Below are 24543 nucleotides of genomic sequence, written 5' to 3' on the forward strand. Positions count from 1 at the left end.
ACGCAGGAGGGACGGCCGTGAAGGTCGAAGCGCTCATCTTCAACGCCATCGGTGTCTTCTGCTTCGTCATGGCCACCGTCTACGGGATCTGGTCGCGTGAGCCGATCGGGACGACGGCCCTGGTCCTCTCCGGCGGACTGGTGTTCCTCGTCGGCGGGTTCTTCTGGTTCATCTCGCGGCGCATCGACGCCCGCCCGGAGGACCGCAAGGACGCCGACATCGCCGACGGCGCCGGCGAGCTGGGCTTCTTCAGCCCGGGCAGCTACTGGCCGTTCGGCATGGCCCTGTCGGCCGGCCTCATGGGCCTGGCGCTGGCGTTCTTCTACCCCTGGCTGATCATCCTCGCCGGCGCGGCGCTGCTGATCACGATCGGCGGCCTGCTGTTCGAGTACTACGTGGGGCAGAACGCCCAGGGCTGAGCACCACCGCCCGACCTCGAGGGCCCCTTCCCGCTGCGGCGGGAAGGGGCCCTCGTCGTCCTGTCGGGACCCGTCCGCCGACCACGTCGTGCGCTCCGTGGCGGCCCCGTGGACGCCGCGGCACGGCGGCCGGTGACGGTGGCTCGTACCGCACCCGGGGTGTGGATGCGGTGAAGGGCGGTCGCTGCTCGGAGTGCATCGCTGCTCGGAGTGCATCGCCGCTCGGAGTGCATCGCCGCCCGGAGTCCCGTGGCGGGCGGTCGCGGACCGGATGGAGGAGCTCGCACTCCCGTGGGGCCTGCGTCCCCGGCGACCGAGGCGTCCCGGGCGCCCGGTACCGCGGCCATGGACACCTACGGCCTCGCCGGGTGTCGCCCTCGCGGTGCACGGGCCGGAGGCCGTGTGCGCGCACCTGCCCACCTGGCCGCGCCGTCGGCCGGTGAGGACGGCGAGCGCCGCGGGCCGAGCGACTCCGCGGGGTCGCTCACGGCGGTCCTGCCACGCGCTGCGGCCGAGAGGGGCTCGCGGGGCCGGTGCGGAGGTGCCCCACGCGGCCCGGGGCGCTCCTGGAGGCACCCAGGAGGGCCGACAGCCACCACCGGGGGTCCTGCACGTCCACGGGCCTGCAGTGGGGCCGGCGTGGCGTCGTCGGCCCGGGTCGTCAGCCGGCTCGGGCCGACGGTCGCCGCCGGCAGGGGAGTGGACGCAGCCGTCCGCCGGAGGATCGGATCCGGAACGCAGCAGGGCCCCGACGGAGATCCGTCGGGGCCCTGCTGCGTGGTGCGGGGTGTCAGTCGCGCGGCTCCTGCGGCCGCCCACCGTCGGAGGGGCGCCCCGAGGTGGTGAGCTCGCGGGACTCCGCGGCGGCGAGGCCGTGCTCGTCGCGGCGCTGCTCGAGTTCGACCTGCGCCGGCTCCTCGATCGGCTTGAAGAACCCGCGGATGGCCCGGCGGGCGCCGCCCACCTGGTTCATCCGCTTGGGCACCGGAGCGCCGCCGTAGGCCAGCTGGCCGTGGCCGTGCTCGTCGACCGGACCGAGGGGCTGGTGCACCTCGATGAACTCACCGTGCGGCAGCCGCCGGATGACGCCGGTCTCAAGGCCGTGCTCGAGGACCTCGCGGTCGTGCTTCTGCAGACCCAGGCAGATCCGGTAGGTGAGCACGTAGGCGATCGGCGGGATGATGATCAGCCCGATGCGACCGAACCAGGTCATCGCGTTGAGGCTGATGTCGAACTTCTCGGCGATGACGTCGTTGCCGCCCGAGATCAGGAGGACGACGTAGAAGGCGATCGCCATCATGCCGAGCGAGGTCCGCACCGGCACGTCGCGAGGACGCTGCAGCAGGTGGTGCGAGGCCGTGTCGCGGGTGAGCTTGCGCTCGATGATGGGGTACAGCGCCAGCAGCGTGAACATGATCCCGGGGAGCACGAGCGTCGGCCAGAACAGCGCCGGGATCTGGTAGTTGCCGGGCAGGTTGATGTCCCACGCCGGGAACAGGCGCGTCGAGCCGTCGAGGAACATGACGTACCAGTCGGGCTGCGATGCCGCCGAGACCTGCGCCGGGTTGTACGGGCCCCACAGCCACACCGGGTTGATCTGCACCAGGCCACCGAGCGCGGCGCAGACGCCGAACACGATGAAGAACAGACCACCGGCCTTGCCGGCGAACGCAGGGAACAGCCGGTTGCCGACCACGTTGTGCTCGGTCCGTCCCGGGCCGGGGAACTGGGTGTGCTTCTGCTTGACCAGGATCAGCAGGTGGACGGCGATCAGGGCCAGGATGATCGCCGGGACGATCAGCACGTGGACGATGTACATCCGGCCGACGATGAACTCGCCGACGTAGTCGCCGTTGAAGACCGCCCAGTGCACCCAGGTGCCCACCACCGGAATCGCGAGGATGATCGCCGAGACGATCCGCAGCCCGGTACCGGAGAGCAGGTCGTCCGGCATCGAGTAGCCGGTGAAGCCCATGGCGAACGACAGGACCAGCAGGGCGACGCCGATCAGCCAGTTCGTCTCACGCGGACGCCGGAAGGCGCCGGTGAAGAAGATGCGCAGGAGGTGGACGACGATCGACGCCACGAACAGCAGCGCCGCCCAGTGGTGCAGCTGACGCACGAACAGGCCGCCGCGGACGTCGAACGAGAGGTACAGCGTCGACTCGTAGGCGGCCGACATCTCGGCGCCCCGCAGCGGCGCGTACGTGCCCTCGTAGACGACCTCACGCATCGAGGCGTCGAAGAAGAAGGTCAGGTACGTGCCGGACAGCAGCAGGACGACGAACGAGTAGAGCGCGATCTCGCCGAGCAGGAACGACCAGTGGTCGGGGAAGACCTTGTTCAGGGTGCGACGCAGCGCGCCGGCGACGATCAGACGGTCGTCGACCTCCAACGCCGCCTTGCCCAGTCGTGTGGTCGGGACACCCGGCGCTGTGGCGGTGCGAGCCATCAGATGCGCTCCCGGTTCCAGTAGGTGGGGCCAACAGCCTCAATGTAGTCACTACGCGCAACGAAGAAGCCCTCGTCGTCGACGGTGATCGGCAACTGGGGCAGTGGGCGGGTCGCCGGGCCGAAGACCGGCTGGGCGCCCTGGGTCACGTCGAACTGCGACTGGTGGCACGGGCACAGGATGCGGCTGGTCTCCTGCTCGTACAGCGAGACCGGGCAGCCGGCGTGCGTGCAGATCTTGGAGTAGGCCACGTAGTCGCCGTAGCCGAAGTCCTCCTGGCCGGTGCGGGGCCGGTCGACCGACACCTGCTCCGGACGCAGCCGGATCAGCATCGTGGCGGCGTCGGACTCCCGGTTGCCGCCGGGGACCGCCGGGAAGACGGTCTCCAGCGAGCCGGGCTGCTGGTCGCCGGGACGGATCGGGCTGCCGTCGTCGCGGACGAGGCGGACACCCTCCGCCCAGCTCGTGGTGCCGAGCGGGTCGCCGGTGTTCGGGTTGCGGATCAGGCCGCCGAGCGGCATGAGCAGCATCAGCCCGACGCCGCTGCCCATGAACACCAGCGAGCGGGTGATCAGCTTGCGGCGGGCCAGGCCGCTGTTGTGCAGGCCGCCGACCAGGGTCGCGCCGGTGGTGACCCGGTCGAAGTGCGACCCGTCGTGCTTGTCCTGCACCGCGGTCTCGTGCGGGAGCAGCTTCTTGGTGTAGAGCACCATGCCGACGCCGACCAGGATCAGGGCCAGCCCGCCGAGCCCCCCGATCAGCGGGGTGAAGATGGCGCTCCAGCCGCCCTCGGTGATGGTCCACTGCCAGTCGGGGAGGAACCAGCCGGAGCCGGCGTAGATGACGAACGCGGCGAACGCGGCCAGCCCGGCGAGGCCGAAGGTCAGCGCGACCTGGCGAACGGCCTGCCTCTCCACCGGGGAGCCCGGCTCGGGACCGGGGTCGACGTGCAGGACCTGCACGTCGTCGTACCGGGCACCCAGCAGGTCGAGATCCTCGCGCGACATGGTCGCGAGCTGCTCGGGGGTGTAGTCGTCGTCCGGGCCGCCGTGCAGGGGGCCCGGGACGTCCGCGCCGCCGGTGGTGCCCGGGGCGCTCTCGCGCGCGCTCACGCTTCCTCCTCGCCGACGCCGGTGGTCAGCGCTCGTGGTGCCGTGGGGGAGATGGTCCGCGTGCTCACGCCTTGCTGCCCATCCAGAAGATGCCGAACAGCAGCGCGGCCACACCGACGACCCAGATGACGACGCCCTCGGCGACCGGGCCGATGCGCCCGACGCCGAAGCCACCGGGGTCGGCCTGCGCGTTGATCGTCTGCACGTAGTTGACGATGGCGCGCTTCTCCTCCGGGGTGAGCTGGTTGTCGCCGAAGACGGGCATGTTCTCGGGGCCGGTCAGCATCGCGGTGTAGATCTCGAGGTCGTTGGCGTCCTCGAGGCTCGGTGCCCGCTTGCCGGAGGAGAGGGCGCCGCCCTGGCCGACGAAGTTGTGGCAGGACGCGCAGTTGAGGCGGAACAGCTCGCCGCCCTCGGTCAGGTCGCCCTCGCGCAGGTCGCCGGAGGGGAGCGTGGGCCCGCCGCCGTTGGCCTGGACGTAGGCCATGAGCTGGTCGATCTCCTCGTCGGAGAAGACCGCCGGCTTGTCGGGGGCCTGGGCCTCCTGGCGGACCAGCGGCATGCGGCCGGTGTGCACCTGGAAGTAGACGGCGGCCTCGCCGACACCGATGAGCGAGGGCCCGCGGGTGGGCACGCCCTCGAGGTTCTCACCGTGGCAGGTGATGCAGCTGCGCTCGTACAGCTCGCGGCCGGCGGCCTCGGCGGAGGACTCGGTGGCGGTGCTCTCCTCGGTCGCCTGCGCGGGGGAGAGCGCCGAGTACAGCGTGCCGGTGAGCACCAGGGCGGCCATCAGGCCGGCCACGTTGGCGACGCGGCGGCGCTGCTTCGAGCGACGCCGGGCGCGCGCCGCGGCGGCGGGGGACCCGGCGGCGGGACGGCGGGACCAGCGGCGGAGGCCGCGGCGCGCTCCCTCGTCGGACGGGGCGTCGGACTGCGGGTTCGTGGTGGACACCGGTTCCCTAGCGGATCAGGTAGATCGTGGCGAAGAGCCCGATCCACACGACGTCGACGAAGTGCCAGTAGTAGGAGACCACGATGGCCGAGGTCGCCTGTGCCGGCGTGAAGCGGCCCATGGTGGACCGGATGAGCAGGTACACGAAGGCGACGAGGCCACCGATGACGTGGAGGCCGTGGAAGCCGGTGGTCAGGTAGAAGACCGTCCCGTAGGTCGACGACGAGATCGTCGTCCCCTCCTCGACGAGCTGGATGTACTCGAAGCCCTGCCCGAGGACGAAGGTCAGGCCCATCACGAAGGTGATCGTGAACCAGCGGCGCAGGCCGTACACGTTGCCCTGCTCCGCGGCGAAGACGCCCAGCTGGCAGGTCACCGAGGACGCGACCAGGATGATCGTGAAGGTCGCCGCGTAGGGCAGGTTCAGGTGCGTGGGCTCGGGAGGCCAGCCCTCGAGGGCCCGGGCGCGCGCCGTGAAGTACATGGCGAACAGACCGGCGAAGAACATCAGCTCGCTGGAGAGCCAGATGATCGTGCCGACGCTCACCAGGTTGGGTCGGGTCAGGGAGTGCACCCGGGAGGTGTCGAAGGTGCCGCTCGCCACGGGGGCCGTTGTCACCCGGCCATCATGGCATCGCTCCCGGCAAGGTCACGACCGCGGGTCGGGTGGCGTGGCGAGGCCGTGACCTCCTCGATACCCGGATCCTGCGCTGCCTGGTCAGCGCGGCCGCTGGCACTACGCTCGGCACCGTGAGCAACGCCGCCCCGGCCACCGTCCTGGTCTACAGCTCCCGGCCCGACGTGCGGGCCGCCGTGCGCACCGCGGTGGGCCGCCGCCCGGCCGCCGACGTGGGCCCGCTGACCTGGGTCGAGTGCGCCACGGGCGAGGAGGTCGTCGAGACCGTGGACGCCGGCGGCGTGGACCTGTGCATCCTCGACGGCGAGTCCCAGCCCACCGGCGGCCTGGCGCTGGCCCGCCAGCTGACCGTGGAGGTCGCCGACCGCCCGGCGCTGTGCGTGCTCATCGCGCGGCAGCCCGACCGGTGGCTCGCGCACTGGTCGCAGGCCGACGCCACTCTGCCCCTCCCGGTCGACCCGCTGACCGCCCCCGCCGTCGTCGCCGGCCTGCTGCGGGACCGGGTGGGACGGCGCCCGGTCACCCGGTGAGCGCCCGACGGACCTGGGCGGGCCTGCTCAACCGCCTCCTGGCGCGCGAGGACCTCTCCGCCGACGACACCACGTGGGCGATGCGCGAGGTGATGACCGGCGAGGCCACCCCCGCGCAGATCGCCGCGTTCGCCGTCGCGCTGCGGGCCAAGGGCGTGGCGCCGCAGGAGCTCGGCGGACTGGCTGCCGAGATGCTCGCGCAGGCGACCCCGGTGGAGCTGCCGCTGGCCTCGGTCGACATCGTCGGCACCGGGGGCGACGGCGCCCACACGGTCAACATCTCCACGATGGCCGCCGTCGTCACGGCCGCCGCCGGGGTGCCGGTCGCCAAGCACGGCGGGCGCGCGGCGTCGTCGTCCTCCGGGGCCGCCGACGTGCTCGAGGCGCTGGGTGTGGCGATCGACCTGCCGGCGCCGGCGGTGGCGCGCTGCGTCGAGGAGGCCGGCATCGGGTTCTTCTTCGCACCGGTGTTCCACCCGGGCATGCGGCACGCTGCCGTGCCTCGGCGGGAGATGGGCATTGCGACGGTCTTCAACTTCCTCGGGCCGCTCACCAACCCCGCGCGCCCGACCGCGGCCGCCATCGGGGTCGCCGACCAGCGCATGGCGCCCGTCGTCGCCGAGGTGCTCGCCGCCCGTGGCGTGCGGGCGCTGGTCTTCCGGGGGGACGACGGCCTCGACGAGCTGACCACGGCGACGACGTCCTCGGTGTGGGTGGTGCGCGGCGGCGAGGTGGAGCCCGACCGGGTCGACCCCTCGGCACTGGGCATCGCGGAGCCGCCGGCCGGCGCGCTGCGCGGCGGCGACCCGGCGTTCAACGCCGACGTGTTCCGGCGGGTGCTGGCCGGCGAGACCGGCCCGGTGCGTGACGCGGTGCTGCTCAACGCCGCTGCCGCGCTGGCGGCTTTCGCGGAGCGGCCCGCGCGGCTGCACGACGCGCTGGCGGCGGGGCTGGAGCAGGCGGCGGCCGCGGTCGACGACGGGCGGGCCGAGGCCCGGCTGGCGCGCTGGGTGGAGACCAGTCGGGCCCTGCGCGGCTGAGGGAGGACCCCTGCCTCCCACCGCTCGCAGGCCCGCGGCGGGACCCTGCTGGGGGCCTGCGGGGTCCTATTCGAGCCCGATCGAGAACGCGGCCTCGAGGTCGTGCCGCGAGTAGGCGCGGAACGCGATGTGGGTCTCGGTCTCGAGCACGCCGGGCACCTTGTTGATGCGCCCGGCGATCACCTCGGCCACCTGCTCGAACTCGCGGACCCGGACGATCGCGATGAGGTCGACCTCGCCGGCGGTGGAGTAGACCTCGCTGACCCCGTCGAGTTCGGCGACGGCCTCGGCCACCTCGGGGATCGCATCGGTGGCCGCGTCGATCATGACGATGGCGGTGATCACGCCGGGGATGCTAGCCGGGCCGCCGGGGCGGCGGCGGCCCCGCGGGAGACCCGCTCGGGGCGGGCGCGGGTGCCCAGCGAGCGGCCGTCGGCGAACGGGTCGCGCCCGGCGCGGCCGGCCTCCACCCGGTCGAGGAAGTCGGTGTAGCCGCCGGTGCCGGGCACGGGGCAGGCGAGCGTGCCGTCGACCTGCACCAGCCGGGTGCCGGGCTTCTCCATCCAGCGGAGGACCAGTTCGGTCTCGTCGACCGAGGCGGCCAGCTCGCCGTCGGGGCCCACCGGCGTCTCCGCCGTCGCCAGGAGACCCTCGAGGGTGGCCCGCACCGAGCTGCCGCGGGCCGCGCACCCGGCGGCCACCAGCCGGCCCCGGCGGACGACGGACAGCTGCCAGCCGCCCTCGCCGTCCGGGCGGGCCAGCACCAGCTCCGCCACCGCGGCGAGGGACTCCAGCCGCTGCCGCCGCCGCACCGCGCGCACGAGGGTGGCGGCGCGGTCGCGGAGGACCGCGGCGTCCTCGTAGCGCTCCTCGGCCGCCAGCCGCTCGACCCGCGCCAGCAGAGGGTGCAGCAGGGCGTGCGGATCGGCGGCCACCGCGGTCCGCAGGACGGCGGCGACCTCTCCGTACTCCTCGATCGACTGGGCGCCGGTGCACGGTGCGCCGCAGCGGCCCATGCCGGCGAGCGCGCAGGCGGTGCCGAGCACCCGCACGGACAGCCGGCCGGTGCACTGGCGCAGTGGCAGCGACTCGTGGACGGCGGCCACGGCGGCGTCGGCCGCGCGCCGGTCGGGGAAGGGGCCGAGGAAGACCCCGGCGCCCGGACGGACGCGGCGGACGACCGACAGCCGCGGGAAGGGCTCATCGGTCAGCCGCACCCACAGCGCCCGCTCGGGGAAGCGTGAGCGCCTGTTGTAGCGCGGTTTGTGCTCGGCGATCAGCCGCAGCTCGCGGACGGCCGCCTCGAGGTCGTGCGCGCACGGGATCGCCTCCACGCGCTGGGCGAGCGCCACCATCTCGGTCATCCGGCTGCGCTGCTCGCCGGCGGTGAAGTAGCTGCGCACCCGGCTGCGCAGGTCGGTCGACGTCCCGACGTAGAGCGGCTCGTCGCGGGGACCGCGGAAGAGGTAGACGCCGGGGCCGTGCGGCACGTCGTCGGCCAGGTGCCGCTTGCGCAGCCGCTCGGGGTCGACCTGCCGGGTGAGGCCGGTCAGCTCCTCGAGGCTGGTGATGCCCAGCGGGCCCAGCCGCTCGAACAGCCCGTGCAGGACGTCGACGGTGGCGCGGGCGTCGGCCAGCGCCCGGTGGCAGGGCTCGGTGCTGGTGCGGAAGTAGGGCGCGAGGGTGGCCAGCTTGCAGTTGGGCACCTCGTCGCGGCTGAGCAGCCGCCGCGCGAGGACGGCGGTGTCGACCGAGGCCGCCGGGGGCCACGGGATGCCGTTCTCCGCGCAGGCCGCCCTGAGGAAGCCCAGGTCGAAGGGCGCGTTGTGGGCGACCAGCACCGCGCCGCGCGCGAACTCGAGGAAGTGCGGCAGCACGGCGCCGATGCGCGGCGCCGCGGCGACCATCGTCGAGGTGATCCCGGTGAGCACGCTGATGTACGGCGGGATCTCGCAGCCGGGGTCGACGAGGGTCTGGAACTCGCCGAGCACCTCCCCGCCGCGCACCTTGACCGCCCCGATCTCGGTGATCGCGCAGTCCTTCGGCGACCCGCCGGTGGTCTCCAGGTCGACCACCACGAAGGTGACCTCCGCCAGCGGGGTGCCCAGCTCGTCGATGGTGGCCTGCTCGTAGCGCGGCAGCCCGGCGGCGGCGCGGGCCGCCGTCCCGGCGAGGCGAGCGGGGGAGAGCGGCACCGGCCGAGCGGGGGAAGGGCGCACGGGGCGGACGGTAGGTCGGGGCGCTGACAGTCCCGGGGACGCGCGCCGGGGAACGGGCTCGCCTCGCCCGTCCGGGGGGAGCGGTGCGCCGTCCCCTGGCGCGCCTCCGCGGCCCTCGACGACCATCTCGTCGAGGACCCCCGCGGTCCCGACTCGCAGAGGTGGTCCGTGCACTCGCTCTCCCGGTGGCGTCGCCACACCCGCGCAGTGGCGTCCCTGTCCCTGGGCGTCGTCGCGCTCGCCGCCGTGCTGTCCTCGGCGCCCCCCGCGGCGGCCGACCAGACGGGCCGGGCCGGCGCGACCGCGAGCCTCCTGGACAGCCCCGAACTCGACGAGCTGCAGCGGCGCGCCGCCGAGGTGCAGGCCGTCCTGCAGGAGCGGCAGTCCCGGGTCGTCGCGGCTCGGGAGGCCCTCGCCGCCGCCGAAGCGGCCGCAGTGCAGGCGGAGGCCGACATCGTCGCGGCGGACGCCGAGCTCGCCCGGGCCCGGGCCGACGTGGCCCGGCACGCCTCGGCGGTGTACCGGGACGCGGGCGAGGTCACGCCGCTGTCCGTGCTGCTGTCCGGTGGTGGCCCCGGGGACGTCGTCGCCGCGGGGGGCCTGCTCGACGCCGCGGAGCGGCACGCCGCCGCGGTGGTCACCGCCGCGGAGCGTCGACGCCAGGAGGCCGCGACCCGGCGGGCGGAGGCGGAGAGGACACGGGAGACCGCCCGTGTGCGAGCAGCGCAGCTCACCACCGAGACCGCCGAGCTGGAGGCGGCCGCGGCCGCGGCGAGCCGGGACCTGGACGTCGCCGTCGCCGCCGTCGACCGGCAGCTGGGCCGGCAGCGGGAGGAGCAGCGGGCGGCCGGTCGGCAGGCGGCGGCCGACTGGCACGGGTACCTCGACGAGCTGGCGGCGGTCGGCGTCGCCCCGCCGCCGGCCGCGGCGCTGCGGGACCCGACGGCGGGACTGCCCGACGGGCTGGCGCCGGTGCCGGCGTCCGGCGGTGGAGCCCAGGCCGGGGCGGCCCAGCTGCCCGGCGCGTCGGATCCGCTGGTCGTCCTGCCGGCCGAGGCGGTCGCCGCGGTCAGTGCCGCGGTGGACGCTCTGGAGCTGCCCTACGCCCCCGGGGCGGGGGGGCCGGACGCGTGGGCCTGCGGCTCGCTGGTGCACGCCGTCTACGCCTCGGTGGGGATCGACCTCCCGGACGACCAGGCGGCACTCTTCGCAGTGACCACGCCGGTCGACCCGGCCGACGTCCTCCCGGGAGACCTGGTCTTCCTCGGTGCCGGCCGCTCCGGCCTGGGCAACGTGGGCATCGCTCTCGACCGGCGGACCGTGCTGGCGGCCGACGCCCGCGCCGGCGCCGTGGTGGTCGGCCGTCCGGCGGCCGACCGGGTGCTGGGTGTCGGGCGGCCCGGCCTCGGGACACGCGCGCCCGTCCCCGCGGCCGGGCCGGCCGGTGGGGCGCTGCCGGTCGAGTGCGGTGACGTGCGGTACCCGCCCGAGACGTCCGGAGGGCGGGCGTGGGGCGGCTTCCCGAACGGGCTGATACCGCCCAGCGCGATGTGCCCGCTGGAGGTCGCCGGCCACGTGCTGCGCTGCGACGCGGCGGCGGCCTACTCGGCGATGAGCAGCGCCTTCTCCGGCGCCTTCGGGAGGCCGCTGTGCCTCACCGACTCCTACCGGAGCTACGCCGCCCAGGTGCAGCTGTACGGCGAGAAGCCGGACCTGGCCGCGGTGCCGGGCACCAGCAACCACGGCTGGGGCCTGGCGGTCGACCTGTGCGGTGGCGTCGAGCGGTTCGGGACGGCGGAGTACGCCTGGATGCTCGCCAACGCCGGCCGCTTCGGCTTCCTCCACCCGCGCTGGGCCGACCCCGGCAACGGCCGCGAGGAACCCTGGCACTGGGAGTACGCCGGCGCCTGAGCCGGAACTGTCGGTGCCCGCTCCTAGCGTCCTGCCCAGATCGACCGGGGCCACGGACGGCTCCCGCGACGAGGGTCGGCCAGCAGAGGAGTGGACCGTGTACATCGACTGCGACACCTGCACCGCCCGCGGTACCGGCTGTGGCAACTGCGTCGTCACCGTGCTGCTGGGGGCGCCACCGGGCTGGCAGGGCGTCGACCCGACGGTCGTGCCGATGGCCGGGCGGCGGGACGACCGGCTGTCCGCGGAGGACGTCGTCGTGTTGCCTCCGGGGGTCGTCGTGGAGTTCGACGAGGTCGAGCGGCGCGCCGTCCAGGTGCTGGCCGACGCCGGTCTGGTGCCGCCGCTGCGCCACCAGCACTCGGTCCGGCCGACCCCGGCACGACGGGCCGCGCCGCACCGGCGGGGCGGCGGGCAGGGGTCGCAGCGGCGCACCGGGTGAGCTGGGTGCTCCAGCAGTACATGGGGGCCCGGCGTCCGACCGGCGGCGTGTCGCCCACCAGGAGGAACACCGATCCCACAGTTCCCGGCACCCCCGTTCGTCACTTCTTCAACGACCCCCGTACGGTGAGCCGGTCCGGCCGGGTGGTCGTCACCTGCAGACAGGTGACCTCGGCCGGTCACCGCCGAATCGCCCGACGCGCCGCACCGGCGCCGAGGGGGAACCGGGGACCCACCGCAGCACTGGGGTGAGTTCTCCCGCGCGCCGGTCCGCCGGGGCGCGGAGATAGGGCGCCTTCTTCCCAGCCCGAACCCGTCAGCTAACTCGGTAGGCGGTCGCTGAGGAAGAACGGAGAGCCGCCGCCGTGGCGACCCCCCGCCCTGCCCTGGGGCATGCCGTCGACCAGTTCCACCCCGACCTCCCGGTGGCGTTCCGCCGCCCCGCCTCGTCCCGCGGCATCGCCCGGGGGGTGGTCCTGGGAGCCACCGCCACCCTCGCCCTGACGCTCCTGCCGGGCACCGCCGCCGCCGACCCGGAGGACGCGACCACCGCCGCGCAGGCCGCGCAGCTGGTCGCGCAGGCCGGTCACGAGCTCGAGACCGTGACCGAGCAGGTCAACGAGGCGCGCGAGACGCTGGCGCAGCAGCAGGCCGCCGTGCGGAGCGCCGAGCAGGCGGCCGCCGAGGCCCAGTCGCAGCTCGAGGCGCTCGACGGGCGGATCCGCCAGGTCGCCCGCACCGCCTTCACCTCGGGCGACGGCATGCCGGAGCTGGACCTGCTCATGACCAGCGGGTCGGCCGAGGACTTCGTCTCCCGGCTGGCCACCCTCGACGCCATCGCCGGCCACACCGACGACGTGCTCGGCGAGGTCGCCGACTCGGCCGCCGCGGCCGAGCTGACCCGCGCCGACGCCGACGCCGCGCAGACCGCCGCCCAGCGCACGCTGGACGACGTCACCGCCCGCCAGGTCCGGCTGGAGGCGGACATCGCCGACTACCAGGCGCAGTACGACGCGCTGTCGGCGCCGCAGCAGCAGGAGGTCGTGGCCGCGCGCGCCGGGCGGGCGGTCCCGGCCGCGCCGGCCGCCGCGGTCAGCGGTGCCGCGCAGAGCGCCGTCGACACCGCCCTGGCGCAGGTCGGGGACGCCTACGTGTGGGGCGCCGGCGGGCCCGACGCCTTCGACTGCTCGGGGCTGACCCAGTACGCCTACGCCGCGGCCGGCATCAGCCTGCCGCACTCGTCGCGGATGCAGGCGACGCTGGGCAGGGCGGTCTCCCGGGCCGAGCTGCAGCCGGGCGACCTGATCTTCTACTACAGCCCGGTCAGCCACGTGTCGATGTACATCGGCAACGGCCAGATGGTGCACGCCTCGACCTCCGGCCAGCCGGTGAAGGTCGTGAGCGTCGACTCGATGGGCGGCATCACCGCTGTGCGCCGCATCGCCTGAGGGCCATCGCCTGAAGGCGGTGACGTGGTCGGCCTACCGGCCGACACCGCGGCCAGGTGCCGTCCCCGACGGGCATCGAGCCCGTCCCGGGCCTCGTCGAGGAGGCCTCCGGCCCCGCTCCTCGACCCGACCGCCGACGTGCCGGGGGCCGTCCTCAGCAGCCGCTGAGCACTGCCCGTGGCCAGGTGCCGTCCCCGGCCCCCGCGGAGCCGGACCATAGGATCGGCGTGTGAGCGGGGCGGGCGGGATGAGCGCCCGCCGGGCCGCGCTGGTGGTCGCGGCCGTGCTCGGCGCCGCGCTCGTCGTCGTCCTCGTGACGGTGCCTCCGTGGACCCTGCTGCCCGAGCCGGCCGGCGGCCGGACCCCGGTCGACCCGTCGTCGGTCCTGCCGCCGGACCTCCTGGCCCGGGCCGAGGCCTTCGCCGGCGCGCTGCGCCCGGCCTCGCTGATCTCGCTGCTGCTGGGCCTGGCCGTCTCCGCCGTGCTGGGGCTGACCCCGCTCGGGGCGCGGCTGGTGCAGACCGTGGCGCGACCGTTCGGCAGCGGACGGGTCGCCCAGGTGCTGCTGGGCACGGCAGCCGTGGTGGTCGTCGGCCGGCTGGCCACGCTGCCGGTGGCGGCGTACGCGGAGGTGGTCCGCCACCGGTACGGCATCTCGACCCGGAGCTGGGGGCTGTGGCTGCGCGACGTCGCGGTCTCGACCGCCATCAGCGCCGTGCTCACCGCCCTGGCACTGATGTCCTTCCTGTGGCTGGTCCGGCGGGCGCCGCGCACCTGGTGGGCGTGGGCCGCGGCCGTCGCGGCCGGCTTCGTCGTCGCCGGGTCGTTCCTCTACCCGGTGGTGATCGAGCCGGCGTTCAACCGCTTCGAGCCCCTGGCCGCCGGTGAGCTGCGCACCGAGCTGCTCCACCTGGCCGAGGAGAACGGCACGCCGGTGCAGGACGTGCTGGTCTCCGACGCCTCCCGGCGGACGACGGCGCTGAACGCCTACGTCTCCGGCTTCGGCTCGACCCGCCGCATCGTCCTCTACGACACGACCCTCGAGCGGCTGCCGCACGAGGGCATCGAGTCGATCGTCGCGCACGAACTCGGCCACGTCGTCCACCGGGACGTGCTCACCGGCACCCTGGTCGGGGCGCTGGGTGCCGGGGCCGCCGTCGCGCTGTCGGGCTGGCTGCTGTCCTGGACACCCCTGCTGCGCCGCGCGGGCGCCCGGTCGCCCGCGGACCCGGCCGTCGTCCCTCTCGTGCTGCTCCTGCTGTCGGTGGGCGGGCTGCTGAGCACCCCGGTGCAGAACCTGGTGTCCCGGCAGGTCGAGGCGCGGGCCGACCTGCGTGCGCTCGACCTCACGGGGGACGCCGGCGCGTTCATCGCGATGCAGCGGGAGCTGGCGGCCACCAACCTCAGCGACCCGGACCCGCCCGCGGCCTGGCAGTGGTTCTTCGGCTCGCACCCGACCGGCGCGCAGCGGATCTCCTTCGCCGAGGACTGGCAGCTGCTGGAGGACGCCGGGTGAGGACGCTGGTCGTCACCAACGACTTCCCGCCGCGCCAGGGCGGCATCCAGACCTTCGTCGCCGCGCTGCTGGCCCGCCGTCCGCCGGAATCGCTGGTGGTGCTCGCCTCCCGGTCGCCCGGCTGGGAGGCGTACGACGCCGCGCTGCCCTACGACGTGGTCCGCCACCCGACCGGCATGCTGCTGCCCACGCCCGGGGTGGCCCGCGCTGCGGCCGGGCTGGCCCGTCGGCACGGGTGCGACACCGCCTTCTTCGGCGCCGCGGCCCCGCTGGGTCTGCTCGCACCGGCGCTTCGGGACGCCGGGGTGCGGCACCTGGTCGGCGCCACGCACGGCCACGAGACCGGCTGGGTGGCGCTGCCCGGCGCGCGGCAGCTGATGCGGCGGATCGCTGCCGGGCTCGACGTGCTGACCTACATCAGCGACTACACCCGCGACCGGCTGGCACCGGCGCTGGGCCGCGCCACCCGGATGGCGCAGCTCTCGCCCGGCGTGGACGTCGACCGCTTCAGCCCGGACGCCGACGGTGCGGCCGTGCGGGCGCGGTACGGGCTGGGTGGCGCGCCCGTCGTCGCCTGTGTCTCACGGCTGGTCCCCCGCAAGGGCCAGGACGTGCTGGTCGCGGCCTGGCCGCGGGTGCTGGCACGGCACCCCGACGCGCGGCTGCTGCTGGTCGGCGGCGGGCCGCTGGAGGACCACCTGCGCCGGGACGTGGCCGCGCGCGGACTGGAGCGCTCCGTCGTCCTCACCGGGCCGGTGCGGCCGGAGCGGCTGCCCGGGCACTACGCCGCCGGCGACGTGTTCGCCATGCCCTGCCGCACCCGCCGCGGCGGGCTGGACGTGGAGGGGCTGGGCATGGTCTACCTCGAGGCGGCCGCGTGCGGCCGGCCGGTGGTGGCCGGTACCTCCGGGGGCGCACCGGAGACCGTGCAGGAGGGCGTCACCGGGCACGTGGTGGGTGACCCGCGGTCCGCCGACGCGGTGGCCGCCGTCCTCGCCGACCTGCTGGACGACCCGCAGCGCGCTCGCCGGATGGGCGCGGCCGGACGGGCGTGGGTCGAGCAGCGCTGGTCCTGGACGACGATCGCCGCCACCTTCGAGGGCCTGCTGCAGCACTGAGCCCCGCCCCGCACGCGGCGGGACGGGGCTCGGTGCGGCCGGCTGACGGCCCGCTCCTAGCGGCCCTGCTGCAGGGCCCCGCCCCGGGCCTTCGAGGGCTCGGGGGTAGCAGGGTCCTTCCGGTAGAGGCCCTCGACCTCGGCGTCGAACTCCTTGAGCACCAGGGAGCGCTTGAGCTTCAGGCTCGGCGTGAGCATCCCGTTGTCCTCGGTGAAGTCGGTGCCGAGGACGCGGAACCTCTTGATCGCCTCGGCCTGGGACACCGCCTTGTTGGCGTCCTCGACGGCAGCGTCGAGCTCGGCGAGCACGTCGGGGTCCTCGGTGAGCTGGGCGGCGGTGAGGCCGTCGTCCTTGCCCTTCGCCGCCAGCCACTGCGGCAGCGCCTCCTCGTCGAGGGTGATCAGCGCGGCGATGAAGGGCCGCCGGTCGCCGACGACGATGCACTGGCTGACCAGGCGGTGGGCGCGCAGCCGGTCCTCGAGGACGGCGGGGGCCACGTTCTTGCCGCCCGCGGTGACCAGGATCTCCTTCTTGCGCCCGGTGATCGTCACGAAGCCGTCGGCGTCGATCTCGCCGAGGTCGCCGGTGTGGAACCAGCCGTCGGCGTCGATCGCCTCTTCGGTGGCCTCGTCGTTCCTCCAGTAGCCGCGCATCACGATGCCGCCGCGGACGAGGATCTCGCCGTCGTCGGCGATGGCGAACCCGACGCCGGGCAGGGGCCGGCCGACGGTGCCGATCCGCAGCGCGTCGTCGTGGTTGACCGACGCCGCGGCGGTGGTCTCGGTCAGGCCGTAGCCCTCGAAGACGGTGACGCCGATGCCGCGGAAGAAGTGGCCCAGCCGCTCGCCCAGCGGGGCGCCGCCGGAGATGGCGCCCAGGCAGCGGCCGCCCAGCGCGGCGCGCAGCTTGCCGTAGACGAGCCTGTCGAACAGCGCGTGCTGCGCGCGCAGCGCCAGCCCGGGGCTGCCGGTGTCCTGCGCGCGGGACCAGTCGATGGCCACCTGCGCGGCCCGGTCGAAGATCTTGCCCTTCCCGTCGCCCTCCGCCTTGGCCTTGGCGGAGTTGTAGACCTTCTCGAACACCCGGGGGACGGCGAGCACGAAGGTCGGCTTGAAGTCGCCGAGGTCCGCGACCAGGTTCTTCACGTCCGGCGTGTGACCGATGACGGTGCGGGTCTTGACCGCGCCGACCTGCAGGACGCGGGCGAGCACGTGGGCCAGCGGGATGAACAGCAGCAGCGAGCCCTGCGCGTTCATGAACCGGCCGAGCAGGCTCATCCCGTTGCCCACCTCGAACAGGAAGTTGCGGTGGGTGAGTTCGCAGCCCTTGGGCCGGCCGGTGGTGCCGCTGGTGTAGATCAGCGTGGCCAGGCTGTCGGCGTTCACGGTCGCGCGACGGGCGTCGAGTTCGCTGTCGGGCACGTCCTGCCCGGCGACGGTGAGCGTGCCGACCGCGTCGTCGTCGATGACGTACACGGCCCTCAGGTCGGGCACCTGGTCGCGGACCGACTCGACGGCCGCCGCGTGCATCTCGCGCTCCACGATGACCGCGGTGGCGCCGGAGTCGGACAGGATCCAGGCGACCTGGTCGGTGCTGGAGGTCTCGTAGATCGGGACGACGACGCCGCCGGCGGTCCAGACCGCGTAGTCGACGACCGTCCACTCGTACCGGGTCTTGGCCTGCAGCGCGACGCGGTCCCCGGCGGCCACGCCGGCGGCGATCAGGCCCTTGGCGACGCCGCGGACCTCCTCGCCGAACTGCCGCCACGTCACGTCGACCCACCGGCCGTCGACCCGGCGCCGCAGGCCGGTCTCGTCGCCGTGCCGGGTGACGTTCTCGACCAGCATGTCGGTCAGGGCCTCGTCCGAGCCGACCTCGGTGGTCGCGGGGACGCTGAACTCGCGCACGCCTCGTCCTCTCCTGCCCGCCCGGTCCGGGCACCGTCGCCCGGACCCCTGTCGCGGGGCCGTCCCGGGAAAATCTAGCCGCTGCTCGCTACCCGTGAGTAGGGACAGTCGCCGTCGCGGCCCCGCCCGGGTGAGGTCGAGCGGTTAGCCTGCTCCGCATGGCCGACCAGTCCACCCAGTCGATCACGGTCGCGGCACCGCCGGCCGACGTCATGGCGGTCGTCGCCGACTTCCCGTCCTACCCGGAGTGGGTGGCGGCGGCCAAGCAGGTCGACGTCGTCGAGACCGGACCGGACGGCCGGGCCCGCCGCGTGCACTTCGTGCTCGACGCCGGCGCGGTCAAGGACGACTACGTCCTCGAGTACACCTGGGACGGCGACCGGCGGGTGTCCTGGCAGCTGGTGCAGGGCCAGATGCAGAAGCGGCAGGAGGGCTCCTACACCCTCACCGAGACCGCGCCCGGCACCACCGAGGTCACCTACGCGATCGCGATCGACCTCTCCATCCCCATGCTCGGGATGATCAAGCGCAAAGCCGAGAAGGTCATCCTCGACACGGCGCTCAAGGAGCTCAAGAAGCGCGTGGAGGGCTAGGCCGCAGGTGCGCACCCTCCTCCTCACCGGCCCCGGTGGGGCCGGTACCTCGACCCTCGCGGCGGCCACCGCCGTCCGCGCCGCCGCCGACGGCACCCGCACCCTGCTGCTCACCCGCCCCGGCCCGCATCCGGCCGGACTCGGCGACGTCCCCGGGCTGGCCGTCGCCTCGGTCTCGCCGCTGGCGACGGTCGAGTCGCTGTGGACGTCGGCCGGCGACGCGCTGGGCGCCGTCCCCGGTCTCACGCCGCCCCCACCCACCTCGGTGGTGCCCCTCCCCGGGACCGCGGAGCTGGCCCTGCTCGCCCGGCTGGCCCGCGCGGCGGCCGACGACGAGGCCGACACGGTGGTCGTCGACGCCGGGCCCCTGGAGTCGGGCACCGCGCTGGTCGGCCTGCCGGGGGCGCTGCGCTGGTGGCTGGACCAGGCGCTGCCCACCCGGCTGCGCGTGCTGGGCGCCGTCCGGACCGCCGCGGTGCGCTCCGGCGCGGCGGCGCGCGGGCCGGTCGACGCCGTCCTCGACGCCCTCCCGCCCCTGGAGGCGGCACTGGCCCGGCTGCCGCTGGACGACCCGGCGTCCACCGAGGTGCGGCTGGTCGCCGTACCCCGGGCCGGCGCCGTCCCGGCGCTGCGCCGGGCGGTGACCGCGCTGGCGCTGCACGGCCAGCAGCCGGCCGCCGTCCTCGCCCGGGTGCTGCCCGACGGCGGGCCGGGGGAGTGGTGGGCGGGGCGCGCCGCCGAGCAGGCTGCCGCGCTCGCCGCCCTCGCCGAGCTGGCCCCGCTGCGGCAGGTCGCGGAGTCCGCGCAGGAGCCGGCGAACGCCGCGGCGCTGGCTGGTCTCCTGGCCGCCGGGGAGGACGCCGCGCCGGCCGCCGCGCTGGCGCCGTCGGTCGACCGGGCCGACGGCGCCCGCCGGCTGGTGCTGCCCCTGCCCTTCGCCCAGCGCGCCGGCCTGGACCTGACCCGCTGGCAGGACGACCTGGTCGTGACCGTGGCGGGGGCACGCCGCTCGGTCCGGCTGGACTCCCTGCTGCGCCGGTGCGTGGTCACCGGCGGCACCCTCGCCGACGCCGGGACCGCCCGGGCGCGACTCGAGGTCACCTTCACACCCGATCCGCAGCAGTGGCCGGCCGACCTGCTGGCCGCCGAGGGGAGCACGCCGTGAACGACACACCCGACTGGGTCGAGCAGGCCCGCCTGCTGGTGACCGGGCTGGGCCAGACCCTGGGGGCCGCCCTCCGCGAGGAGGACGGCACCGGTGCCCACCCGTCCGACTGCCGCTGGTGCCCGGTGTGCCAGGCCGCGGCCGTGGTGCGCGGCGAGCGCCCCGAGGTGACCGACGCGCTGGCCGACGTCCTCACCGCCGCCGCGGCGGCCCTGCGCACCCTCTCCGAGCGGGCGTCCGCCCCCGCGCCGCAGGCCGAGGCGGAGGAGCCCGCGCCGCCCACCCCGCCGGTCCAGCACATCGAGATCGCCTGAGTGGCCGTGCAGATCCTCACCCACCCCGCCGCGACCGACGCCGCCGACCTGCCCGCCCTGGGCATCGACATCGGCGGCACCAAGGTGGCCGGTGGCGTCGTCGCCCCGGACGGCACGGTGCTGGCGACCGCGCGGCGGGCGACCCCCGGCTCGTCGGTGCGGGAGACGGAGGACGCGATCGCCGCGGTGGTGGAGGTGCTCGCTCGCGGGCACGACGGCCCGCTGGTCGGCGTCGGCGTGGGGGCGGCCGGCTGGTTCGACCGCACCGGTGACACCGTGCTGTTCAGCCCGCACCTGGCCTGGCGGCACTCGACGCTGCGCAAGGACCTCGCCGCCCGGTTGCAGCAGCCGATGTGGGTGGGCAACGACGCCGATGCCGCGGCCTGGGCCGAGTACCGCTACGGCGCGGCCCGCGGGGCGGACCTCGCGCTGATGATCACGCTGGGCACGGGCATCGGCGGCGGCATCGTCATGGACGGCCGGCTGCAGCGCGGCTCGCACGGCGTCGCGGGGGAGTGGGGCCACATGCGCGTCGTCCCCGACGGGCGCCTGTGCGCGTGCGGCAACCGCGGCTGCTGGGAGCAGTACGCCAGCGGCACCGCGCTCGGGCAGACCGCCCGCGAGGTGGCCCGAAGCTCCCCAGCGGCCGCGGCGCTGTTGCTCGAGCGGGTCGACGGCGACCCCGACCGGCTCACCGGCGAGCACGTGGCGACGGCCGCGGCCGACGGCGACCCGCTGGCGCTGGAGCTGCTGACCGAGGTCGGCTCGTGGCTGGGGCAGGGGATCGCCGACCTCTCCGCCGTCCTCGACCCCGAGGTCGTCGTCATCGGCGGCGGGGTCAGCGTGCTCGGCGAGATGGTCCTCGGCCCGGCACGGGCGCGGCTGGAGCGGGCGCTGCCCGGCCGCGGGTTCCGCCCCGGCCCCCGGGTGGTCGCCGCCCGGCTGGGCGCGCAGGCGGGCATGGTCGGCGCGGCCGACCTCGTCCGCCGCGCCGTCACCGACGGTCAGGCGTAGCGGGAGGCCGCACGACACCGTCGTCGTCCGGACGACACCGCGGCGATGACACCGTCGTCCTCCGGACGACACCGCGGCGATGACACCGTCGTCCTCCGGACGACACCGCGGCCAGGGAGCCTCCCCTGTCGCGTCGAGCCGCCGCGTCGAGCCCCGCGGAGACCCACCGGGCCCCTCGCGACCCGACCGTGGGCAGCGTCCGGCTCAGACGACGGCGCCGTCGTCGCCGTCGTCCGTGCTGCGCTCGCGCATGCGCGACAGCAGCACCCCGACCCCGCCGGCGACGGCTGCCACCCCGAGCACCAGCCCGAGGTCGGCGGACAGGCCGACCACCCGCGGGGCCACGACCAGGACCGCGCCGGCGGCGATCAGCAGCACCGCGTACAGCGAGGCCGGCGCCGGGGCGGGCACCGGCGGGGGCGGCGGCGGCTCGTAGTGCTCCTCGGGCCGGTCGAGCACCGACGGCTCGGCCGGCGCCGGGGGCGGGGCGTCGGACGGGTCCTCGTCGACGACGGTGCGCCCGTGCTCGGCCTCGAAGGCGGCGACGATGCGCGCCCACTCGGCGTCCTCGTCGACGTCGCGCCGTGCCGACTGCCGCGCGCGGGTGCGCTCGGCCACGTGGTCGTCGGCGTGCTCGTCGACCAGGGCACGGGCCTCGCCGGCGCGGGCGCGATCGACGAAGAGCCGGTCGCTCGGCGGGCTGGGCAGCGAGACGGTCCGGGTGTAGGGCTCGACGTCGGCCGACGGCTCCAGGTAGGCGGCCACCCCGGCCTCGCGGAGCACGTCGAGCAGGTGTTCCCCGACCCGCGGGTCGACGTCGCGCAGCGGGGTCCACAGGGCGGCGTCCAGGCCGTTGTCCCGGCGGCCCCGCCCGCGGGCGCTCACGCGCCCGCCCGGCGGGGGCGGCCGGCCGCGGGGGCGCCGGTCATCGGGGCGGGGTGGGGCACGGGTCCTCCTCGGCGGCCGGCGGGGAGCCGGTGGGGAAGGGGGCTGCGGGGGTGGCATTGTCCTTCCGCCTCCGGGATCAATAGTCTGGCAGCCCCCGAGGGAGGCGTGTTGTTCTACTGGTTCCTCAAGTTCGTGGCGCTCGGCCCGGTCGTGAAGCTGGTGTTCCGCCCACGGGCGGAGGGCGTGGAGCACGTCCCGCCCCGTGGGGCGGCGATCCTCGCGGGCAACCACCTGTCCGCGGCCGACTGGGTCTTCATGCCGCTGTCGCTGCCCCGGCGGGTGACCTTCCTTGCCAAGCGCGAGTACTTCACCGGCCACGGCGTGAAGGGCTTCCTGCAGCGGGCCTTCTTCACCGGCGCCGGCCAGGTGCCGATCGACCGGTCCAGCGCCTCGGCCGCCGAGGCCGCGATCCAGACCGGGCTGCGCATCCTGCGCCAGGGCCGGCTGCTCGGGATCTACCCCGAAGGCACCCGCTCGCCCGACGGCCGGCTCTACCGCGGCAAGACCGGCGTGGCCCGGATGACGCTGGAGACCGGGGTCCCCGTCGTCCCCGTCGCGATGACCTACCGGCCGCGCCGACTGCCGCTAGTCGGCTGGAACGTCCCGGCGGTGACCGTCCGCTTCGGGGAACCGCTGGACTTCTCCCGCTACGAGGGCCTGTCCGGCGACCGCTTCGTCGAGCGCTCGATCACCGACGAGATCATGTACGAGATCATGACGATGTCGGGGCAGGAGTACGTCGACGTCTACGGCGCCCGCGTGAAGAAGTCGATGGACGCCACCGGGGCCAGCGCGTCGGAGGTCGTCAGCCGGCTGCAGCCGCCCGTCGACGAGGCCGGCGACCGGGCGCCGGAGTCCCTCGCCGGCTGAGGGAGGACCCCGGCCCCCTTGCGGGGCCCCGCCGCGAGCTCGCCAGCGGTGGGGGCGAGGTGGTCCTCGCTCCACCCCTCGCACGCTCGGAGCCGGGACCCGGGAGGGGGCCGACGCTCACGGGCGCCAGTCCTCGCGGTAGTGCGGGTGGTCGGCGTAGGTCTGCCCGATCAGCCGCAGTGCGTGCTCCATGGTCGCCCCCCGCGGACCCCGCTGCTCCAGGTCGCGGAAGTACCGGACCAGGTCCCGCTTGGCCCGGACGTCGCGCAGCACGTGCGCCACCAGCGACGCCTTGGACCGCGACGCGCTCAGGGCGGCGAACCGCGCAGCCTCCTCGTCCTCGTCGAACCGGGTGAGCAGGAAGTCGACCAGGTCCTCGTTGCGGATGCTGGTCGGCAGGTCCGGGTGCGGCGGGCTCACCGGGGCACGCTAGCCCGGCGTCCCCTGCCCGGCACCGCGGCACGAGGGAGCCGGCCCCGGCACCTACCGTGAGGGCGTGCGCCGCTTCTTCTACGACACCGAGTTCATCGAGGACGGCACCACCATCGACCTCGTCTCCATCGGCGTCGTGGACGAGACCGGCCGGGAGTTCTACGCGGTCAGCACCGAGTTCGACGAGCGCCGGGCGATCCCCTGGGTGCGGCGCAACGTGCTCGACCAGCTGCCCCCGCCGTCGGACCGGGCGTGGCGCAGCCGGCAGCGCATCCGCGACGACCTGCTGGCCTTCCTCACCGGCCCCGGCGAGGAGATCGAGCTGTGGGCCTGGTTCGCCGCCTACGACCACGTCGCGCTGTGCCAGCTGTGGGGGGCGATGCCCGCGCTGCCGCGGCCGATCCCGCGGTTCACCCGCGAGCTGCGCCAGCGCTGGGACGACCTCGGGCAGCCGCCGCTGCCGCCCCGGCCCAGCGGCACCCACGACGCGCTGGTCGACGCCCGCTACAACCTGGCCCGATGGCAGGCGATGGGTGGGGGACCCCGTCCTCCCCACCCATCGCAGGCTCGGGGTGGGACCCGGGACGGGGCCGACCCGACGCGTTAGCGGAGGTGGGCCCAGTCCTCCGGGTGCGCACGCAGGTGCTCGGCGACCGTGCGCGCCCGGTGCCCGGTCAGGGCGGGCACGACGTCGGTGACGCGGGCCATCTCGCCCGCGGCGATCGCGAGGTAGCTGCTGACCCAGCCCTCGATCTCCCAGTCCGGGTGCCCGGACGGGCGCCGGGTCGCCCAGGCCTCCTCGACCGTCTGGCGGCGGTAGACGGCGGGCCTCCCGGTGACCTCGGTCAGGACGGCGGCCGCGTCGTCCAGCGACAGCGCCTCCGGCCCGGTCACGTCCAGCACGGCGCCGTCCAGCGCGAGGGAGTCGTCGAGCAGGACGGCGGCCGCGACGTCGGCCAGGTCGTCGCGCGAGACGAACGACGTCCGCCCGTCGCCGGCCGGCGCCGCGATCAGCGCCTGCCCGTCCTCGAGCACCGCCAGGAACGGCACGAAGTCGGCGTACATCGCGTGCCGCAACACCGTGGTCCGCACCCCGGTCGCGGCGAGGGCCTCCTCGGTGGCGGCGTGCTGACGGGCGAGGGTGAAGACGGCGTCCGGCGCCGCGCCCAGGAACGAGGTGTAGACGACCCGCTGCACGCCGGCCGCGGCCGCCGCGGAGACGGCGGTGAGGTGCTGCTGCAGCCGGTCCTCGGCCTCGGCCGCCGACACCAGGTACAGGGTGTGCACCCCGGCGAGGGCGGCGGTCAGACCCGCCCCGTCGGCGTAGCCGCCCGGGACGGTGACCACCTCCGCGCCGGCCACCCGGGCGGCGCGGGCGGTGTCGCGCACCACCAGCCGCAGCCGGACGTCCTCCCGGCCGGCGAGCCGGGTGACGACACGTCCCCCGAGCGCGCCGGTCGCCCCTGTGACAGCTATCACGTGAGGCATACGATCCGGCCCCTGAC

At 75.2% G+C, this 24543-nt stretch carries 24 protein-coding genes and 1 riboswitch; of the genes, 14 read left to right on the forward strand and 10 right to left on the reverse strand.

Features of this window, described 5'->3' with window-relative positions; all coding sequences use genetic code 11:
- The first annotated feature begins 17 nt into the window (after nucleotides 1–17).
- A complete protein-coding gene (locus ACWIX3_RS13620; protein WP_448607887.1) occupies nucleotides 18–419 on the forward strand; it encodes a cytochrome c oxidase subunit 4 in 402 nt (133 codons plus the stop codon).
- A gap of 790 nt (nucleotides 420–1209) precedes the next feature.
- Here ACWIX3_RS13620 and qcrB read toward each other — a convergent pair.
- The 4 genes from qcrB to ctaE all read right to left on the reverse strand — a co-directional run bounded on the left by qcrB (nucleotide 1210) and on the right by ctaE (nucleotide 5554).
- Nucleotides 1210–2871 (reverse strand): cytochrome bc1 complex cytochrome b subunit, encoded by a 1662-nt coding sequence (gene qcrB, locus ACWIX3_RS13625; protein ID WP_448607888.1) that lies wholly within the window; start codon nucleotides 2869–2871, stop codon nucleotides 1210–1212.
- Nucleotides 2871–3983 (reverse strand): cytochrome bc1 complex Rieske iron-sulfur subunit, encoded by a 1113-nt coding sequence (qcrA, locus tag ACWIX3_RS13630; RefSeq protein ID WP_448607889.1) that lies wholly within the window; start codon nucleotides 3981–3983, stop codon nucleotides 2871–2873. Before qcrA ends, qcrB begins: the two co-directional genes overlap by 1 nt.
- A gap of 64 nt (nucleotides 3984–4047) precedes the next feature.
- A complete protein-coding gene (gene qcrC, locus ACWIX3_RS13635; protein WP_448607890.1) occupies nucleotides 4048–4935 on the reverse strand; it encodes a cytochrome bc1 complex diheme cytochrome c subunit in 888 nt (295 codons plus the stop codon).
- 7 nt (nucleotides 4936–4942) lie between these two features.
- The gene (ctaE, locus tag ACWIX3_RS13640; RefSeq protein ID WP_448607891.1) at nucleotides 4943–5554 is read right to left on the reverse strand and encodes an aa3-type cytochrome oxidase subunit III; all 612 of its coding nucleotides are present in this window, start codon (nucleotides 5552–5554) and stop codon (nucleotides 4943–4945) included.
- 131 nt (nucleotides 5555–5685) lie between these two features.
- Here ctaE and ACWIX3_RS13645 point away from each other — a divergent pair, with 131 nt between their 5' ends.
- Both ACWIX3_RS13645 and trpD read left to right on the forward strand, forming a co-directional pair.
- Nucleotides 5686–6102: a hypothetical protein gene (locus ACWIX3_RS13645; RefSeq protein WP_448607892.1), complete on the forward strand. Its 417-nt coding sequence runs from the start codon at nucleotides 5686–5688 to the stop codon at nucleotides 6100–6102.
- Nucleotides 6099–7142, forward strand: a complete 1044-nt coding sequence (trpD, locus tag ACWIX3_RS13650) for an anthranilate phosphoribosyltransferase (RefSeq protein WP_448607893.1) — start codon at nucleotides 6099–6101, stop codon at nucleotides 7140–7142. Before ACWIX3_RS13645 ends, trpD begins: the two co-directional genes overlap by 4 nt.
- Nucleotides 7143–7208: 66 nt before the next feature.
- Here trpD and ACWIX3_RS13655 read toward each other — a convergent pair whose 3' ends face one another.
- Nucleotides 7209–7487, reverse strand: a complete 279-nt coding sequence (locus ACWIX3_RS13655) for an Lrp/AsnC family transcriptional regulator (protein WP_091155277.1) — start codon at nucleotides 7485–7487, stop codon at nucleotides 7209–7211.
- Nucleotides 7484–9361 (reverse strand): DEDD exonuclease domain-containing protein, encoded by a 1878-nt coding sequence (locus ACWIX3_RS13660; RefSeq protein ID WP_448607894.1) that lies wholly within the window; start codon nucleotides 9359–9361, stop codon nucleotides 7484–7486. Before ACWIX3_RS13660 ends, ACWIX3_RS13655 begins: the two co-directional genes overlap by 4 nt.
- A gap of 207 nt (nucleotides 9362–9568) precedes the next feature.
- On the opposite strand from ACWIX3_RS13660, the gene ACWIX3_RS13665 reads away from it, so the two are divergent.
- The 5 genes from ACWIX3_RS13665 (at nucleotide 9569) to ACWIX3_RS13685 (ending at nucleotide 15795) form a co-directional block, all read left to right on the forward strand.
- Nucleotides 9569–11272 (forward strand): D-alanyl-D-alanine carboxypeptidase family protein, encoded by a 1704-nt coding sequence (locus ACWIX3_RS13665; protein ID WP_448607895.1) that lies wholly within the window; start codon nucleotides 9569–9571, stop codon nucleotides 11270–11272.
- Between the two features lie 97 nt (nucleotides 11273–11369).
- Entirely contained in the window at nucleotides 11370–11714 is a 345-nt protein-coding gene (locus tag ACWIX3_RS13670) for a hypothetical protein (protein WP_448607896.1), read from the forward strand.
- A gap of 200 nt (nucleotides 11715–11914) precedes the next feature.
- A riboswitch (cyclic di-AMP (ydaO/yuaA leader) is annotated at nucleotides 11915–12063 on the forward strand.
- Nucleotides 12064–12078: 15 nt separating this feature from the next.
- Nucleotides 12079–13161: a C40 family peptidase gene (locus tag ACWIX3_RS13675; protein ID WP_448607897.1), complete on the forward strand. Its 1083-nt coding sequence runs from the start codon at nucleotides 12079–12081 to the stop codon at nucleotides 13159–13161.
- Nucleotides 13162–13390: 229 nt separating this feature from the next.
- Complete coding sequence (locus ACWIX3_RS13680) at nucleotides 13391–14677, forward strand: M48 family metallopeptidase (RefSeq protein WP_448607898.1); 1287 nt, start codon at nucleotides 13391–13393, stop codon at nucleotides 14675–14677.
- Nucleotides 14674–15795 carry a glycosyltransferase family 4 protein gene (locus tag ACWIX3_RS13685; RefSeq protein ID WP_448607899.1) on the forward strand — a complete coding sequence of 374 codons (1122 nt, stop codon included), beginning with the start codon at nucleotides 14674–14676 and terminating at the stop codon, nucleotides 15793–15795. Before ACWIX3_RS13680 ends, ACWIX3_RS13685 begins: the two co-directional genes overlap by 4 nt.
- A 56-nt stretch (nucleotides 15796–15851) precedes the next feature.
- Here ACWIX3_RS13685 and ACWIX3_RS13690 read toward each other — a convergent pair whose 3' ends face one another.
- Nucleotides 15852–17702: an AMP-dependent synthetase/ligase gene (locus ACWIX3_RS13690; RefSeq protein ID WP_448607900.1), complete on the reverse strand. Its 1851-nt coding sequence runs from the start codon at nucleotides 17700–17702 to the stop codon at nucleotides 15852–15854.
- A gap of 158 nt (nucleotides 17703–17860) precedes the next feature.
- Here ACWIX3_RS13690 and ACWIX3_RS13695 point away from each other — a divergent pair, with 158 nt between their 5' ends.
- From ACWIX3_RS13695 to ACWIX3_RS13710, 4 genes are read left to right on the forward strand one after another with little or no spacing between them, the layout of a single operon-like run.
- Complete coding sequence (locus ACWIX3_RS13695; protein ID WP_448607901.1) at nucleotides 17861–18295, forward strand: SRPBCC family protein; 435 nt, start codon at nucleotides 17861–17863, stop codon at nucleotides 18293–18295.
- Nucleotides 18296–18302: 7 nt separating this feature from the next.
- Nucleotides 18303–19460, forward strand: coding sequence for an ArsA-related P-loop ATPase (locus ACWIX3_RS13700; protein WP_448607902.1), 1158 nt, complete (start codon nucleotides 18303–18305; stop codon nucleotides 19458–19460).
- Nucleotides 19457–19774: a hypothetical protein gene (locus ACWIX3_RS13705; protein WP_448607903.1), complete on the forward strand. Its 318-nt coding sequence runs from the start codon at nucleotides 19457–19459 to the stop codon at nucleotides 19772–19774. Before ACWIX3_RS13700 ends, ACWIX3_RS13705 begins: the two co-directional genes overlap by 4 nt.
- Nucleotides 19775–20788 carry an ROK family glucokinase gene (locus ACWIX3_RS13710; protein WP_448607904.1) on the forward strand — a complete coding sequence of 338 codons (1014 nt, stop codon included), beginning with the start codon at nucleotides 19775–19777 and terminating at the stop codon, nucleotides 20786–20788.
- A 204-nt stretch (nucleotides 20789–20992) separates the two neighbouring features.
- On the opposite strand, the gene ACWIX3_RS13715 is transcribed toward ACWIX3_RS13710, so the two are convergent.
- Complete coding sequence (locus ACWIX3_RS13715; protein WP_448607905.1) at nucleotides 20993–21673, reverse strand: hypothetical protein; 681 nt, start codon at nucleotides 21671–21673, stop codon at nucleotides 20993–20995.
- A gap of 168 nt (nucleotides 21674–21841) precedes the next feature.
- On the opposite strand from ACWIX3_RS13715, the gene ACWIX3_RS13720 reads away from it, so the two are divergent.
- Nucleotides 21842–22606 (forward strand): lysophospholipid acyltransferase family protein, encoded by a 765-nt coding sequence (locus ACWIX3_RS13720; RefSeq protein WP_448607906.1) that lies wholly within the window; start codon nucleotides 21842–21844, stop codon nucleotides 22604–22606.
- 117 nt (nucleotides 22607–22723) lie between these two features.
- Here ACWIX3_RS13720 and ACWIX3_RS13725 read toward each other — a convergent pair whose 3' ends face one another.
- Nucleotides 22724–23026, reverse strand: coding sequence for a DUF6221 family protein (locus ACWIX3_RS13725; protein ID WP_448607907.1), 303 nt, complete (start codon nucleotides 23024–23026; stop codon nucleotides 22724–22726).
- Between the two features lie 76 nt (nucleotides 23027–23102).
- Here ACWIX3_RS13725 and ACWIX3_RS13730 point away from each other — a divergent pair, with 76 nt between their 5' ends.
- Nucleotides 23103–23645: a polyadenylate-specific 3'-exoribonuclease AS gene (locus ACWIX3_RS13730; RefSeq protein WP_448607908.1), complete on the forward strand. Its 543-nt coding sequence runs from the start codon at nucleotides 23103–23105 to the stop codon at nucleotides 23643–23645.
- Here the strand turns inward: ACWIX3_RS13730 and ACWIX3_RS13735 are convergent.
- A complete protein-coding gene (locus tag ACWIX3_RS13735) occupies nucleotides 23642–24526 on the reverse strand; it encodes an NmrA family NAD(P)-binding protein (RefSeq protein WP_448607909.1) in 885 nt (294 codons plus the stop codon). The genes ACWIX3_RS13730 and ACWIX3_RS13735 overlap by 4 nt on opposite strands.
- Between the last annotated feature and the right edge of the window lie 17 nt (nucleotides 24527–24543).

It is taken from the genome of Geodermatophilus sp. URMC 60, from assembly GCF_053502585.1.

Bases quoted from the DNA above. Each gene is read 5' to 3' on its own strand.
- qcrB (WP_448607888.1), bottom strand. From the start codon at position 2,871: ATGGCTCGCACCGCCACAGCGCCGGGTGTCCCGACCACACGACTGGGC.
- ACWIX3_RS13695 (WP_448607901.1), top strand. From the start codon at position 17,861: ATGGCCGACCAGTCCACCCAGTCGATCACGGTCGCGGCACCGCCGGCC.
- ACWIX3_RS13735 (WP_448607909.1), bottom strand. From the start codon at position 24,526: ATGCCTCACGTGATAGCTGTCACAGGGGCGACCGGCGCGCTCGGGGGA.